Origin of the sequence: Mesorhizobium sp. M0500 (assembly GCF_040321165.1) — a bacterium.
Taxonomy (GTDB): Bacteria; Pseudomonadota; Alphaproteobacteria; order Rhizobiales; family Rhizobiaceae; genus Mesorhizobium.
Map to the genome: position 1 here is coordinate 235316 of NZ_JAMYRB010000004.1, position 13994 is coordinate 249309.

General features: G+C 62.8%; 17 protein-coding genes and 2 pseudogenes. 11 read left to right on the top strand and 8 right to left on the bottom strand.

The features are described 5' to 3' along the window. Window positions 1–61 precede the first annotated feature (61 nt). The gene (locus NKI70_RS10560; protein WP_352621348.1) at window positions 62–991 is read left to right on the top strand and encodes a LysR family transcriptional regulator; all 930 of its coding nucleotides are present in this window, start codon (window positions 62–64) and stop codon (window positions 989–991) included. 173 nt (window positions 992–1164) lie between these two features. Here NKI70_RS10560 and NKI70_RS10565 read toward each other — a convergent pair whose 3' ends face one another. Together NKI70_RS10565 and NKI70_RS10570 are read right to left on the bottom strand one after the other, a co-directional pair. Continuing rightward, on the bottom strand, window positions 1165–1935 hold the full coding sequence (locus NKI70_RS10565) for a slipin family protein (RefSeq protein ID WP_023680344.1): 771 nt from the start codon (window positions 1933–1935) through the stop codon (window positions 1165–1167). Next, entirely contained in the window at window positions 1932–3323 is a 1392-nt protein-coding gene (locus tag NKI70_RS10570; RefSeq protein ID WP_352541189.1) for an NfeD family protein, read from the bottom strand. Before NKI70_RS10570 ends, NKI70_RS10565 begins: the two co-directional genes overlap by 4 nt. 205 nt (window positions 3324–3528) lie before the next feature. Here NKI70_RS10570 and NKI70_RS10575 point away from each other — a divergent pair. Further along, window positions 3529–4004: pseudogene (locus NKI70_RS10575) on the top strand (HAD family hydrolase). Window positions 4005–4080: 76 nt separating this feature from the next. Here NKI70_RS10575 and NKI70_RS10580 read toward each other — a convergent pair. From NKI70_RS10580 to NKI70_RS10595, 4 genes and pseudogenes are all read right to left on the bottom strand, one after another. After that, the gene (locus NKI70_RS10580; RefSeq protein WP_352621346.1) at window positions 4081–4362 is read right to left on the bottom strand and encodes a hypothetical protein; all 282 of its coding nucleotides are present in this window, start codon (window positions 4360–4362) and stop codon (window positions 4081–4083) included. A gap of 76 nt (window positions 4363–4438) precedes the next feature. Further along, window positions 4439–5029, bottom strand: coding sequence for an RES family NAD+ phosphorylase (locus tag NKI70_RS10585; protein WP_352724563.1), 591 nt, complete (start codon window positions 5027–5029; stop codon window positions 4439–4441). Next, complete coding sequence (locus NKI70_RS10590) at window positions 5030–5377, bottom strand: antitoxin Xre/MbcA/ParS toxin-binding domain-containing protein (protein WP_254819704.1); 348 nt, start codon at window positions 5375–5377, stop codon at window positions 5030–5032. A gap of 156 nt (window positions 5378–5533) precedes the next feature. Continuing rightward, window positions 5534–5728 (bottom strand): annotated as a pseudogene (locus NKI70_RS10595) (pseudouridine synthase); the annotation flags it as partial. A gap of 140 nt (window positions 5729–5868) precedes the next feature. Between NKI70_RS10595 and NKI70_RS10600 the strand changes: the two are divergent. Genes NKI70_RS10600 through NKI70_RS10610 form a run of 3 tightly spaced genes read left to right on the top strand, consistent with a single transcriptional unit; the run spans window position 5869 to window position 8426 of the window. Further along, window positions 5869–6378 (top strand): hypothetical protein, encoded by a 510-nt coding sequence (locus NKI70_RS10600; protein WP_245274855.1) that lies wholly within the window; start codon window positions 5869–5871, stop codon window positions 6376–6378. After that, window positions 6368–7696, top strand: coding sequence for a tetratricopeptide repeat protein (locus tag NKI70_RS10605; protein WP_352724564.1), 1329 nt, complete (start codon window positions 6368–6370; stop codon window positions 7694–7696). The genes NKI70_RS10600 and NKI70_RS10605 overlap by 11 nt, the downstream gene beginning before the upstream one ends. Before the next feature lie 10 nt (window positions 7697–7706). Further along, window positions 7707–8426, top strand: coding sequence for a hypothetical protein (locus NKI70_RS10610; RefSeq protein ID WP_156937484.1), 720 nt, complete (start codon window positions 7707–7709; stop codon window positions 8424–8426). A gap of 154 nt (window positions 8427–8580) precedes the next feature. Here NKI70_RS10610 and NKI70_RS10615 read toward each other — a convergent pair whose 3' ends face one another. Continuing rightward, window positions 8581–9345, bottom strand: coding sequence for a pseudouridine synthase (locus NKI70_RS10615; protein ID WP_352724565.1), 765 nt, complete (start codon window positions 9343–9345; stop codon window positions 8581–8583). A 115-nt stretch (window positions 9346–9460) separates the two neighbouring features. Here NKI70_RS10615 and NKI70_RS10620 point away from each other — a divergent pair, with 115 nt between their 5' ends. Next, a complete protein-coding gene (locus NKI70_RS10620; RefSeq protein ID WP_352724567.1) occupies window positions 9461–10051 on the top strand; it encodes a DUF922 domain-containing Zn-dependent protease in 591 nt (196 codons plus the stop codon). Between the two features lie 43 nt (window positions 10052–10094). Here NKI70_RS10620 and NKI70_RS10625 read toward each other — a convergent pair whose 3' ends face one another. After that, window positions 10095–10838, bottom strand: coding sequence for an SDR family oxidoreductase (locus tag NKI70_RS10625; RefSeq protein WP_352724568.1), 744 nt, complete (start codon window positions 10836–10838; stop codon window positions 10095–10097). 265 nt (window positions 10839–11103) lie between these two features. On the opposite strand from NKI70_RS10625, the gene NKI70_RS10630 reads away from it, so the two are divergent. The 5 genes from NKI70_RS10630 (at window position 11104) to NKI70_RS10650 (ending at window position 13953) form a co-directional block, all read left to right on the top strand. Further along, complete coding sequence (locus NKI70_RS10630; RefSeq protein ID WP_352569161.1) at window positions 11104–11727, top strand: NAD(P)H-dependent oxidoreductase; 624 nt, start codon at window positions 11104–11106, stop codon at window positions 11725–11727. A 373-nt stretch (window positions 11728–12100) separates the two neighbouring features. Continuing rightward, window positions 12101–12433: an ArsR/SmtB family transcription factor gene (locus NKI70_RS10635; protein ID WP_352457336.1), complete on the top strand. Its 333-nt coding sequence runs from the start codon at window positions 12101–12103 to the stop codon at window positions 12431–12433. Window positions 12434–12445: 12 nt separating this feature from the next. Beyond that, the gene (locus NKI70_RS10640; RefSeq protein ID WP_352569163.1) at window positions 12446–13132 is read left to right on the top strand and encodes an aquaporin; all 687 of its coding nucleotides are present in this window, start codon (window positions 12446–12448) and stop codon (window positions 13130–13132) included. Further along, window positions 13129–13551 carry an arsenate reductase (glutaredoxin) gene (arsC, locus tag NKI70_RS10645; protein ID WP_352457334.1) on the top strand — a complete coding sequence of 141 codons (423 nt, stop codon included), beginning with the start codon at window positions 13129–13131 and terminating at the stop codon, window positions 13549–13551. Before NKI70_RS10640 ends, arsC begins: the two co-directional genes overlap by 4 nt. A gap of 69 nt (window positions 13552–13620) precedes the next feature. Further along, on the top strand, window positions 13621–13953 hold the full coding sequence (locus tag NKI70_RS10650; RefSeq protein ID WP_023680363.1) for an ArsR/SmtB family transcription factor: 333 nt from the start codon (window positions 13621–13623) through the stop codon (window positions 13951–13953). The last annotated feature ends 41 nt before the right edge of the window (window positions 13954–13994 follow it).

Here is a 13994-nt window from a genome sequence, read left to right on the forward strand (position 1 = left end):
AAACTAGCTGCTGCGCTATTGGTATATAATCCTTGTGTTTTACATTTGAGCTCTGCGCCTGATGCAGCAATCGCACGAACCGGCAGCATTGGTCGAAATGGCCGCCTTCGCGGCAATCGCCGAAGCACGCTCCTTCACCAAGGCGGCTGCTCGCATCGGCCGCGACGCGACGATCCTGTCGCGGCGCCTTGCCTCGCTGGAAGAGCGGTTGGGCGTGCGCCTGCTGCACCGGACGACACGAAGCGTGTCGCTAACCGAGGCGGGTTCGGAATTTCTCGTTCGCGTCCGCGCCATCCTGGCTGCGGTCGACGAGGCCGAGGCTGCCGCGTCGGCGCATGCCGGCGGCGGGCCGCGCGGCGTGCTGCGGCTGGCGCTGCCCGGCTCGTTCGGGCGCATGTGGATCGGCCCGCTGCTGCCGCAGTTTCTCGCCGAATTTCCCGACGTTCGTATCGAGGCCGAGTTCTCCAACCGTTTCGTCGATCTCGTCGCCGAGAATTTCGACGTCGCCGTGCGTCTCGGCGCGCTGCAGGATTCGCGGCTGGTGGCGCGCAAGGTCGCGACACGGCGGCGGCTGCTGTGCGCCGCGCCGTCCTACCTCGCCCGCCGGGGCACGCCGACTGCGCCGGAGGCGCTGCTGGAACACAGTTGCCTGGGCTTCTCGGGTTTCCAGACCTTTCCGGCCTGGGAGATGACCGACAGTTCGGGCCGGCGCGTCAGTATCGAGGTCTCCGGGCCGCTGGTCACCGACGACGCCGAGGTGCTGGTCGAAGCCGCCGTGCAAGGCGTCGGACTGATGATGAGCACGGATTGGCTGGTCGGACGCGAGCTCGCCGACGGCCGGCTGGTGCCAGTGCTGGAGGACTGGACGCTTGCCGACGAGGGCGCCGTCTATGTCGTCATGCCTTCGGCCAAGGGGCAAGCCGCCAAGACACGTGCCTTCGCCGACTGGATCGGCAAACGCTTTGCGCCGGTCCCGCCGTGGCGGAGGTGAGGGTGCTGATCTCCCCCCTTGAGGGGGAGATGTCGCCGAAGGCGACAGAGGGGGTCGCGGCGCGTGGAGCGTCAGCGCCGTCTCTCGTAGAGGAAGGCGTCGGCGATCTATGTGAGACGACCCCCTCTGGCTGCTTCGCGGCCATCTCCCCCTCGAGGGGGGAGATTACGCGCTCAGCCGCCTCCGCCTCCACCACCCTGCTTGATGAAATGACCGAGCAGATCCATCGGCACCGGAAACACGACCGTCGACGAGCGCTCACCGGCGATGTCATGGAGAGCCTCGAAATAGCGTAGCTGCATGGCCTGCGGTGCTTCGGCCAGCATCTTGCCGGCCTCGACGAGCTTTGCCGCCGCCTGCTGTTCGCCGTCGGCATTGATCACTTTCGCACGCCGCAGCCGTTCCGCTTCGGCCTGCTTGGCGATGGCGCGGACCATGTTCTCGTTGAGGTCGACATGCTTGATCTCGACATCGGAGACCTTGATGCCCCAGGCATCGGTGCGCTGGTCGAGAATCTCCTGGATATCGCTGTTGAGCTTGTCACGTTCGGCCAGCATTTCATCGAGCTCATGCTTGCCGAGCACCGAGCGCAACGTGGTCTGTGCCAGCTGGTTGGTGGCGGTCATGAAGTCTTCAACCTGGATCACCGCCCGCTCGGCGTCGACGATACGAAAATACAGCACCGCGTTGACCTTCACCGAGACGTTGTCGCGCGAGATCACGTCCTGCGGCGGCACGTCCTGGACCACCACTCGCAGGTCGACCTTCACCATCTGCTGCACGAAGGGGATGAGGATGATAAGGCCGGGGCCCTTGACCCCGGTGAAGCGGCCGAGCGTGAAGACCACGCCGCGCTCATATTCCCGCAGGATGCGAATGGCCGCGGATAGGAACATGACCACGACGAGCGCTGCTGCCAGATAGGCCACATAACCGATGATCATTGCCTTGCTCCATCGCTTCTCACATTGCGGCGCCGTATCGTCAGCACAAGATCCCTGACATCGGCCACCTCGACGCTGTCGCCCACTGCAAGCGGTTCGTCGGCTTTTGCCCGCCAGCGCTCGCCCCGGGCGAGCACGTGGCCCTCGCTGCCCTGCCAGTCGAGGACCTCCGCCGGCAGCCCCTGCATGGCCTGTGCGCCAACACGCGGAACGTTCTTGCGGGCCGCCCACAGATAGCTGCCGGTCAGCAGCGCCAGGCCGAGCGTCAGGACGGCGGCGGTGCCGATAACGGCCCACGACATCTCGAAGCCGGGCCCCTCGATCCTGAGCAGCATGGCAGCGCCCAGCAGAAACGCAGCCACGCCTCCCAGCCCAAGGACCACAGTCGGGTTCAAGGCTTCGACGACCAGGAAGATGATGCCAAGCAGCATCAAGGCAAGGCCGGCATAGCTGATCGGCAGGAGATTGAGCGCATAGAGTCCGAGCAGAAGGCAAATCGTGCCGATCACGCCGGGCGCGACCGCGCCCGGGCTCGTGAATTCGAAGACGAGGCCATAGACGCCGACCAGCATCAGGATGACGGCGATGTTCGGGTCCGTGATCACGGCGAGAAGCCGGATGAGCCAGCCTGGCTCGAGCGTTTCGACCGGCAGCCCTTTCGTCGCCAATGCCTCTTTCTTGCCGGCGATCTCGACGGTCCGGCCGTCGGCCAGTTGAAGCAGTTCGGTGGTGTCGCGGGCGACGAAATCGATGACATGCTGCTGCAGCGCCGCGCCGGCCGACAGGCTGGCCGCCTCGCGCACGGCCTTTTCTCCCCATTCGGCATTGCGCCCGCGCAATTCAGCCAGGCTGCGGATCAGGGCAACGGCATCGTTCGTCGCCTTGGCGATCATCGCATCGCCCGCGGGTGCGTTCTTCTTGTCCTTGTCCGCCTCGGGGCCATCGTTCTTGCCGCCGGGAAACGATGGCAGCGGCCCGCCCATCTCGATCGGCGTTGCCGCGCCCAGATTGGTGCCGGGCGCCATCGCCGCCAGATGGGTGGCGTAGAGGATGTAGGTTCCGGCGCTCGCCGCGTGCCCGCCGGCGGGCGCGACATAGCCGATGACGGGAACCGGCGAGGCGAGAATGCCGGCGATCATCTCGCGCATGCTGGTGACCAGCCCGCCGGGCGTGTCCATCTGCAGGATGAGAGCCTGGGCGTTTCGGTCCGCGGCCACCGCCAGCGCTTCCTCGAGCTGCCTGGCACTCGCCGGACCGATGGCGCCGTCTATCTCGACGCGCAACACAATTTTCTCCCGGCCGTCCGCCTCTCCGGTTGCGGAAGAGGGACAAACGGCCGCAACAGCCACGAAAGCCGCGGCAAGCAGGACCGCACGCGCGAGTTTCACGCTCAAAGCTCCACATCTAGGAATATGGGCTGGATTTTGCCGAAATCCATGACGCGGCGCGCACACATCGCGCCGGCCCGGCAGGTCGCACAACTCGGCAGCGAGGATGGATCGATTCTCGGGTTTGTGGCGGTACTACCCGGCCTGTGCTTGCGGTCAGCTCGCGCTACGTCCGACCAATCGAAAAGCATCCAGGAGAAAAACAATGCGTATGCAACCCGCTTTCCTGTTCGATCTCGACGGCACGTTGGTCGACAGCGTCTACCAGCATGTGCTGGCCCGGAAGGAGGCGCTCGACGAGGAGGATATCGAGCTGTCGGTCTGGCGCATCCACCGCAAGATCGGCATGAGTGGCGGGCTGTTCGCCAACCAGCTGCTGCGCGAAACCGACATTGAGATCAGCACCGAGCGCGTCGACCGGCTGCGGCGGCGCCATGCCGAAGCCTATCAGCGCCCGGCGAGCCGCATCCGTCCGCTCCCCGGTGCGCGCGAATTGCTGGTCTGGCTGACGAAGGCGGGCATATCGTGGGCGATCGCCACCAGCGGGGGCATCGAGACGGCGTCGGCCTGCTCAGCGGCGGCTACAGCACCGAGGAGCTCCGCCAATCGGGCGCGTTTCGCGTCTATGAAGATCCCGACGACATGCTGCGCCATGTCGACGAAGTCGGCGGCCGCACATGAAGGCGACCGGCGGACTGTCGCCGTCATTCGATCACACCTATGTCTCTTGCGCATTGGAGCCATCTCTAGCGGGCTTCTATTGCGCGGCGTCTTCCTGGATTGTCTGTTCCTGGATTCGGGCGGGTGCCCCGAGACACTGATCGTAGCCGATGGTGCAATTATTCAGACATTCGTTGCGTCCCTTGATGGATCTGACGCTATTGTAGTCGATCGGCACAGCCTGGCATTTCTTCTGGCACGCCTGGTCCTTCTCGGCGCAATTCGTGCCGTGGCCCTTGGGGTACCTCTTCGTGGTCGCTTCAGCGTTCAATGGCATGACGGCCAGCAGCGCCAGCAGCGTCGGTATCAGTCGGAGCATATGCATGGATCCTCCCTTGCGCGTTAGACGCTCTACACTTGGAGGCAATGTTAGCGCGCCACTTCCGCTGGCCGCATCACCCGTGCGGGGGATGGACGGCAGCGGGGCCGCCGCTAGCCCAGGCAGTTTCCCCGTGATCGGTTCTGATCGTCATCGCTCCAGCCGGCAGCCGATCACAAAACGCGACGACGTTCAGGCAGTCATATCGCGCGCCGGGCACGATCAGACCGTCATAATCGAGGAAATGCGCGGCCTCGCCGATGTCTTGCGACCTCGGATATTCCACGTGCTTTTCCTGATACGAAAGCTGCCCGTAGCGCGAGGTGTCGAGGCCAAGGATCTGCAAGGCTGCCAGGTCGAGCAGTCTGAGCGTCCGGTCCAAAGCAAGATCGATCTCGAAGAGATTGTATCTGACACGCGAAGGGACCACTGGCTGCCCCCGCGTCAGGTGGAATCTCATCTCGCTCAAGGCACCTTCGCGCTCCTGCGAGGTGTAGAGCACGTCGAATGTTCCATCGTCCCAACGGCCACCGGAGCTCGAGCACTGGATCGGGCTGCGGCCCTGGCGCACCACACGCCAAACCGTTCCGGAGTATTCGACCGGAACTATTGCCTCGATAGCGTCGATGAGCCGGCTATCGCGTCGTTTCCGCCCGGCGATCGCCAACTAGAGAAAGACCTCGTTCTCAAGCCGATCGATGACTTTGAGCACGTCGAGAGCACGGTCGTCGTGAATGAGATCTATCGCCCTTTCACCGTTCAATTGCGGGTGGCGAGCGTAAAGCCAGGTGCGGATATCGCTTGGCTCGTAGAATTCCTGCAGTCGGCCGACGATATAGTGCAGGTCCGATAGAATGAGCTCGCTGCGCGGCTGGGGCTTGATGTCGCCGGCCTTCCACCTCGAAACCGTGGCCTTGGACACGTCGGTGATGTTTGCAATATCGGTTCCCTTGAGACCGCCAAACGTGCCCAATTCGTCCAGGAATCTGGGAACCGCCCGCAACGCCGTAGCCATGTTTTCTCTCCGGCTTCCAAGCCAGCTTCGCCCATGCGTGTCAGCCTGACACTTTGACTGCATCGGCGCATTTCGATTTCACAAATGGAAAATATGAAACAGAGATGCAAATGTCAATTGCCGCTTCGGTTCGAGGGGCCTCCAGTGCCTGGTCGCTCAGGCCGGAAGCAGCGCCTGCTCTTCCGCGCTCAGATGGCGTGCCTTGCCCTTGGCAAGGTCGCCGAGCCGCAGCGAGCCGATCGCGATCCGTACCAGGCGCAGCACCTCGATGTCGTGGGCGGCGAGCAGCCGGCGGATATGGCGGTTGCGGCCCTCGTCGAGCACGATCTCCAGCCAGGCGGTGCTGGTGCCGCTTCCACTCGATCGAAAATCAATCGCCTGAATTGCTACAGCGCCCTGGTGTCGCCGGTAATGCCACGGGACAATTTGTTTTGTATAGTCCTTGATGCCACGTGGCCGACGATGGTTCGATGACTTGGGAAGGGAAGATCATGCGAAGCGGATTGGCGAAATTCGTCGTGGCGGGTTGCGTCGCCGCTCAGGTCGTCCTGCAAGCGGCGCAGCCGGCGTTTGCCGCGCCGTGCGGCTGGACGGCGAAACTGGAGGAAGAGGAGGGCGGCAAAGTGCTGATGGCGTCGGTCTGCGGCGGATCGAATGGCGGCGCCCAGCTGACGCTGGCCTGTTTCGGCAAGCCGACGCTGAGCTATGATTTGGGCGACAGCGGTCCGCAACTGGAACCCGGCATCGCTTCGTTCGCGTTCAAGGCCGGCGGCAAGGCGGTGACCAAGACGCTTCAACTCGAAGAAATGTACAACACCTTCACCGTGGAATTGAGCAGCACCGACCCGCTGTTGGCCCTGCTGCGCTCCAAGGGCGAGGTCACGGTCGCCTCGGGCAAATATGGCGAGAACAGCTTTCCGCTTGCCGGCTCATCCGCCGCCATCGGCAAGGTGCTGGCCCAGTGCGGCAAAGCCAAGGCTTCTTCCGACAATGACAACTGATGAACCCCTTACATTTCAATTTGAATCGCGCGAGACGTTGGTTGCGAAGATAGAGCGTGATCCCGCTAACCTCGATCCCTGGACAGGGCTTGTCGAACTGGAGGCCGAGGAAAGCAGCCTGGACACCGCGGTGTCGGTTCTCTTGCGGGCAATTGATGCTGTATCCGACAGGGAACAGCTTTGGCGATTTGTCGACAATTTTGTCTGGTTTTGCGGAGTTGCCGAAGGGCCGACTATGGCTTTGAGCGAAGCGAGCGTCCATGCCTTCTACGAGCGGTGGAAAATCGATACGCACCGTAGCGCGCAGACGAGCCTTTTCTTCGCTCAGCAGTTCAAGAAGCTCAATCTCCCTGACTTATGTGCCGAGAACGTTACGCGCGCAGAGGGCGAGGTGCACACCGGGCGGGACTATATCCTGCTTGCCTTGTTCCTGCGCGACAAAATGGAAACGCCGCAGCTGGCTTTGGCCGCCTTGCAACGGGGAATAGCCGCGCACCCGCGCAACGCGATCATCTGGGATTGCGTTGCCGACACACACCGCCTTGGGAACTCGGCGCGGGAGATCGCGGAATCCACCTATCAGTCATTCAAGCAATGCCGCCTCGATGCAACCACAGAAGATGCCTGCGTCGCCTGGGCATCGTTCGGTCAGATGCTCGATGCAATCGGCAACTATTTATCGGCTGAAGAGGCCTATCGCCAGGCAATAGAAATTGATCCGCGCTATCGCTGGGCGACAGGGAAGTTGTCGGGACTGCTACGTCGCCGGTTGGCCCGCTACCATGAAGCTGAAAAGCTTGCACTGCGGTGCGTTGAAATCGATCCGGAGCACGCATGGTCGTGGTTCAATCTCGGCTTTGTCTATCATCATCATCTGGCCCGTTTCGCCGACGCCAAGGCGGCGTATCGACGCGCGATTGAACTCAAGCCGGATTATGTCAAGGTGTGGGAAAATCTGGCAGCTCTGATGGCGTTCGAAACAGACACGCCCACAGAGGCTCAAAAGGCGTTCGACAAGGTGTTCGGACTCTCGGGCGTTTCAGCTTGGACCTATAATCAATACGGTATTTTTCTTCGCGAATTGACGGACCGGTACGACGAGTCAGAAAAGGCGTTGTTGCACGCGATCGAAATGGAACCGACCGAGTGGTCCCATAGGCTCGCTTTGGCGGTCCTGTATGAGAAGCGCTTGCTGAGGTTCGAGGAGGCTCGCAAATTTCTACTCGAAGCAAAGGAACATGGTGCTCCGATTGACAATATCGATTATCGCTTGGCCTTGATTGCACAACGCCGTCGCCCTCTGAAGGTAGTCAAGTAAAGGAACGGCCGTGAAACGTTTGGTGTGGTCGATTTTTGCCATCCTATTTTCGACATGGGCTCACGCCCATGTTCCACCAACAGGCTCGGCTTATGCGAAGGATTTGTTCGCCAAGTTGGATGAACTTTTGCAGCAGCGCCGGATTGAAGGCAAATTGCCAAATCTTGAAGATCCAACGGACCGGGATCTACTGCACAAGATTTGGGACGGCGGGGCTTTGATAGGTTCGCCGCCATACGATGAGGGCGACCTGGTAGCACTGTCTTTCGTAATGGACAGAAGTCGGTCGCTACTCGCGCTCTATAGCCAAAATAGCTCATTGCCTCTGCAGGATGAAGCTACGCAGACATTCGCGCTTTTGATTCGGGCTGCTGCCGCTTCGCAGATAGCTTTCAATGATTTCCTAGCGCACCAACCTAACGCTGCCGAAATGTTGCGCCCCAACGGAGCCAAAGCTCGAGGAGGCATAGAGAAAATGTTTCGTGGCGCCTCGATTTTTCTGGCTGACCCGGCTCTGAAGGAGGGAAACAAGATAGTTCTTGTTGAATCGCTGAGAGCAGATGGTCCCTATCTCGCGCAGAGCATCTCTCCAGACCATCGCCAGGCCCTGATCGATTTGTTTGTCCCGTTGGTTGGCCAGCTTCCCATGCCTGCCCAAGAATCGCTCAAGATTTTTATGCAGGAAATCAACGCCGCCGGCTGCGATCTGTGGTGTGCTGACGGAATGTAATACCGACAGACATTGATATCGGTCGAACCCGTGTGAGCGGTCGGTCAGGAATATCCGCCAGGAGTCGAAAGCGACCCTTGTCCGCCCGCGCTGCTTGCTGCGTCACGTGGGCTTCGACTGGCAGCTGCCTGACTATCGAGTCGCCGCCAGCCGGCTAGGCCTGAAGCATCGCCAGCTCTTCCGCGCTCAGATGGCGTGCCTTGCCTTTGGCAAGCTCGCCGAGCTGCAATTGGCCGATCGCGATCCGTACCAGGCGCAGCACCTCGATATCGTGGGCGGCGAGCAGCCGGCGGATATGACGGTTGCGGCCCTCGTCGAGCACGATCTCCAGCCAGGCGGTGCTGGTGCCGCCGCGCAGCAGCTCGATGGACCGGGCCGTCAGCAATTCGCCGTCGACTGTCACGCCGGCGCGCAACCGCGCCAGCATGGCCTCGTCGGGCAGCGCGCCGATCTGCACGTGATAGGTCTTGGCGACATGCGAGGCGGGATCGAGCAGGCGCTGCGCGAAGCGCGTGTCGTTGCTCATCAACAGCAGGCCTTCGCTGGCCTTGTCGAGGCGGCCGACCGGGGAGACGAAAGGCAGGTCGAGGCCTGCCAGGCAATCATAGACGGTGCCGCGGTCCTGCGGGTCGTCGCGAGTGGTGACCAGCCCGCGCGGCTTGTTGAGCATCAGATAGACCTTGCGCTCGGCGGCGACGCGGCGGCCGTCGACCTCGATGCGATCGCGGCCTGGATCGACGCGCATCGAGCCGTTGCGCACGATCTTGCCGGCGACCCGCACGCGCCCCTCGGCAACCAGAAGCTCGGCCTGCTTGCGCGAGCACAGGCCAAGCTTCGACAGCGCGCGACAGAGGCTGACGCCGGGAGGCTGGGCCCCGGGGGCAGGGCGTTGCCGGGCAATGTTCGGTCGCGGCGACATGATGTTGCCTGTGGATTCTTGTATACGAGCATCCCACTATAGCCGGCCGCCGGCTATGTCCACGGAAGGGAACTGCATATCGTTTGCGTCGTGCGCAGCGGCTGCGAGGACTTGCATGAAAACAGCCATTCGCCTTTGCCTGCTGCTCGCCTTCCTGCCGATATCGCCGGCGCATGCCGGCTGGCAGGCGGTCGAGAAGGTCGAGACCTATGCCATCTCAGGGCAATCCGGGCCGGAGCTCTACGCCTCGATCGGCGGGCGCGGGCCGCTGCTCGGCGAACGCCGCGTCATCGCGCATACCAATTTCAAGCTGACCTGGGTGAGGGACTACAAGCCGCAAGGCGACGCCTGCGTGCTGGTGTCGGCGCAGCCGAAGCTGATCATCACCTACACCTTGCCGAAGCCGGCCGCGCGGCTGCCGGGCGCAATCCAGAAGAACTGGGAGGTTTTCGCAGCTGGCCTCGCCGCCCACGAGAAGGTGCACGGCGCCAGCATCGTCGACATGGTGCACAAGATCGAGGCGGCCACCATTGGCCTGACCGTCGCCGATGACCGTGGCTGCAGCAAGATCAGGATCGAAGTGACGAGACGGCTCGCCGGAATCTCGCAGGCACAACGGCAGGCGAGCCGCGATTTCGACCGGGTCGAATTCGGCCCGGGCGGCAAGTTGCGGCAGCTTGTGTTCACGCTGATGATCGGCGGATGATGCTGCAGGGCTGCGGGGGCGCAGGGTACCACCTTTGCGGCCCTCACGCCTGCTCGGTCGGATAGAGCGTCAGGATGTTGACGTTGACCCGTGGCGGCTGGCTCACCGCATACAGGATGGCGGCGGCGATGTCCTCGCTTTCCAGCTGCTCCATGTCGCCCAGCCTTTGCTCGACCGCCTGGCGCACATCGGCGCGCATATTCTGGGTGAACTCGGTCTTGACGGCGCCAGGCTCGATGCAGGTGACGCGGATGCCATCCTTGCCGATCTCGCGGCGCAGCGATTCCGCCATCGCGCTCACCGCGTGCTTGGTGCCGGAATAGACCACCGAAGGGTGGATGTAACGGCCGGTGCCGGACGAGACCACGACGATGTGGCCGGCGCCTTGCCGCTGCATCGACGGCAGTGCCGCATGGATCGGATAAAGCAGGCCCAGGATGTTGACGTCGACCATCCGGCGGTATTCTTCCGGCGTCGTGTTGCGGAACGGCGCGGCGACGCCGACGCCGGCAACCGCAAGCAGCATGTCGAGCCGGCCGTACTCCTGCTGGACCCGCTCGACCATCGCCGTGGCTTGCGTTTCGTCGGTGACGTCGACGGCAATCGGCAGTGCCGCGCTGCCGGTCTCACGGATCCGCCTCGCCAGGTCGTCTAGGCGCTCAGTGCGCCGCGCGGCAATCACCAGCGTGGCGCCCTCGGCCGCCAGCGCCAAGGCGGTCGCCTCGCCTATGCCGGAAGAGGCGCCCGTCACCAAGGCGATCTTGCCGCTCAGTTTTCCTGTGTGCATGTTTTCTCTCCTGACGCTTTGGACACGCCGTGAAGCTAGGGCGCAGGCTTTCGGGCAACAATGCTGATCGAAAACCGAATCCACTGTTAGGTTTTGGCCCCAGCAAGCCCACGTCTGCGCACGAACGGGCCTTGACGCGACCGGAGCTGTTGCGTCTTGATACCGGGGCTGCGGGGCTTCACATGAAAACAGCTGATCGACTACGTCTGCGGGTGGCTTGTTTGCATGCGACGCGCTTGCATGCACTCTCGCGACCGAGCCCAAGATGAAGGTCCTCGTCGTTTATTGCCATCCCTGCACCGACAGCTTCAACGGCGCCGTGCGCGACACGGTGCTGGAGACGCTTGCCGAAAGCGGCCATCAGGTCCACCTGCTCGACCTTTATGCGACCGGCTTCGATCCAGTCATGCGCACGCGGGAATGGCGCGGTTACCACGACAAGGCGGCGAACCTGCAACCGGTGCACGAACATGCGCAGGAGCTGCTCTGGGCGGAGGCGGTCGTCTTCATCTATCCGACCTGGTGGTATGGCCTTCCGGCGATGCTGAAAGGCTGGCTGGAGCGTGTGCTGGTGCCGGGCTTCGCTTTCGAGATGCCGACGGAACGACGCGGCCCGCGGCCCAAATTGCGGCACATACGCCGGGTGATCGCAATGACCACATGTGGCGCCACGCCGCTGATGTCGTGGATCATGGGACAGCCCGGCCGGCGGACCCTGCTGCGCGGCTTCCGCTCCGTCTGCCATCCGCTGTGCCGGACCAAATTCCTGGCGCTCTACCGGATGGACAGCGTCTCGGCCGCGGGACGCCAGGCGCATTTGCAGCGGGTCAGAAAAGCGGTTGCCGGCCTTGGTCGCGCTGATGCGGTCGCCGCCACAGTGCCTGGCTGATCAGCCGGGGTGGGCCGTCGCCGGCGCGGGGCAATCGCTTTGGACAGGCGATTGCGCCAGGTTGGTGTTGGAGACGGCCAATTATCGAAGTCGGCGCCGCCCCTCATCGCCCTGCCGGGCACTTCTCCCCGTATAGGGACGGGGAGAAGGGGCTGACCGCGGCCTCGGCGCCCTTCTCGCAATGCTGGCGATTGGCGAAAGCAGCGACGAGAGCACCCCTCTCCCCGTCACTATACGGGGAGAGGGTGCCGGCAGGCAGGTGAGGGGCAGCGCCAACGCTCAGAGCAGAGGGCGACTTCAAACCTCGAGCGATTGCATTGCGCCACCGACACCGCGCGTTGACTCTATTCCCCATTTCTGGAAATCTGGAAACATGGATAAGACGCTCGCCCTTTCGGCACTTGCCGCGCTCGGCCAGGAGACCCGGCTGGACGTTTTTCGCCTTTTGGTGCGGGCCGGCGCCGAGGGCGTGGCTGCGGGCGAGATCGCCTCACGGCTCGCCGCGTTCCCGAATACGATGTCGGCCCATCTCAAGATCCTGTCGCATGCCGGCCTGGTGCGGACCGAACGAGAGGGCCGCAGCGTGCGCTACTTCGCCGACATGACCAGGTTTCGCGATCTGCTGGCCTACCTCATGGAGGATTGCTGCAATGGCGCGCCGGAACTTTGCCAGCCTGTCATCCAGGCTGTGACCTGCAACTGCTAGGGGAGGTTCGTCTTGGCCAACCTCTCCCGCCGCCTTGTTGCCGAAGCCCTCGGCACGGCTCTTCTGGTCGCCACCGTGGTCGGTTCCGGTATCATGGCCGATAAGCTGACCGACGAGGTCGCACTCACCTTGCTCGGCAACACCTTGCCGACCGGGGCGATCCTGGTCGTGCTCATCACCATATTCGGACCGATATCCGGAGCGCACTTCAACCCGGCGGTGACGCTGGTATTCGCGCTTCGACGCGAGATCGAAACGAACGCAGCGCTGGCTTACGTCGCCGCCCAGATTGCCGGCGGCATCGCTGGAACGTTGCTCGCGCATGCGATGTTCGAACTGCCGATCCTGCAAGTGTCGGCGACGGTGCGGACCGGAAGCGGGCAATGGATTGCGGAGCTGGTCGCCGCATTCGGGCTGGTCTTCACCATCCTTGCCGGCCTGCGTTCCCGTCCGGATTCGATCCCCTGGCTGGTCGGGCTCTATATCACCGCCGCCTACTGGTTCACCGCATCGACATCCTTCGCCAATCCGGCCGTCGCCATCGCCCGTGCGTTCTCCAACACTTTTGCCGGGATCCGCCCCGCCGATCTGCCGGGCTTCATCGGCGCCGAACTTTTGGGCGCGTTGCTCGCCATGACATTGGCAGGGTGGCTGCTCGCCCAACCGAAACCAGCCGGACAGATGAAAGCTGCGCAATGACCATCACCATCTATCACAACCCCGATTGCGGCACCTCGCGCAACACGCTGGCCATGATCAGGCAGTCCGGCGAGGAGCCTGAGGTGGTCGAATATCTGAAAAATCCGCCGTCGCGCGAAAAGCTCGTCGAGCTGATCGCAGCGATGGGCATGACGCCGCGCCAATTGCTGCGCGAAAAGGGCACGCCCTATGCCGAACCTGGCCTGGGCGAGCCGCAGTGGAGCGACGACGAGATCCTCGATTTCATGCTGGCGCATCCGATCCTGATCAACCGGCCGATCGTGGTGACGCCGCTCGGCACCATGCTCGCCCGACCATCCGAAGCCGTGCTCGATATCCTGCCCAATCCGGATATCGGCCCGTTCACCAAGGAGGACGGCGAGGTGGTCATCGACGCCAGCGGCAAGCGCGTCGTCTAGATATCGCCTTATTTCGATCTTTGTCGAAATTCTCTTGACGTGCAGCGATTCTGGAAATAGCTTATTTCCATGAAACTCGAAAAAGCAGCCTCGCAACTTGAAGCCCTCGGCAGCCCGACGCGGTTGCAGCTCTATCGGACGCTGGTGCGGGCGGGCGATGAGGGGCTGCCGGTCGGACGCGTCCAGGACAGGCTCGGCATCGCCGCCTCGACGCTGTCGCATCACCTAAAGCGGCTGGTCGACACCGGCCTGGTGACACAGGAGCGCCAGGCGACGACGCTGATCTGCCGGGCCAACTATCCCGCCATGAACGGGCTCATCGGATACCTCGCAGACGAATGCTGCGCCGACGCCACCTGTGCGCCGGCATCGGCGGAAGCGACGGCAAAGACGGCGGCGTGATTTTTTTGGCAGTATAATTCGAAACTACCGGAAGGATAGAA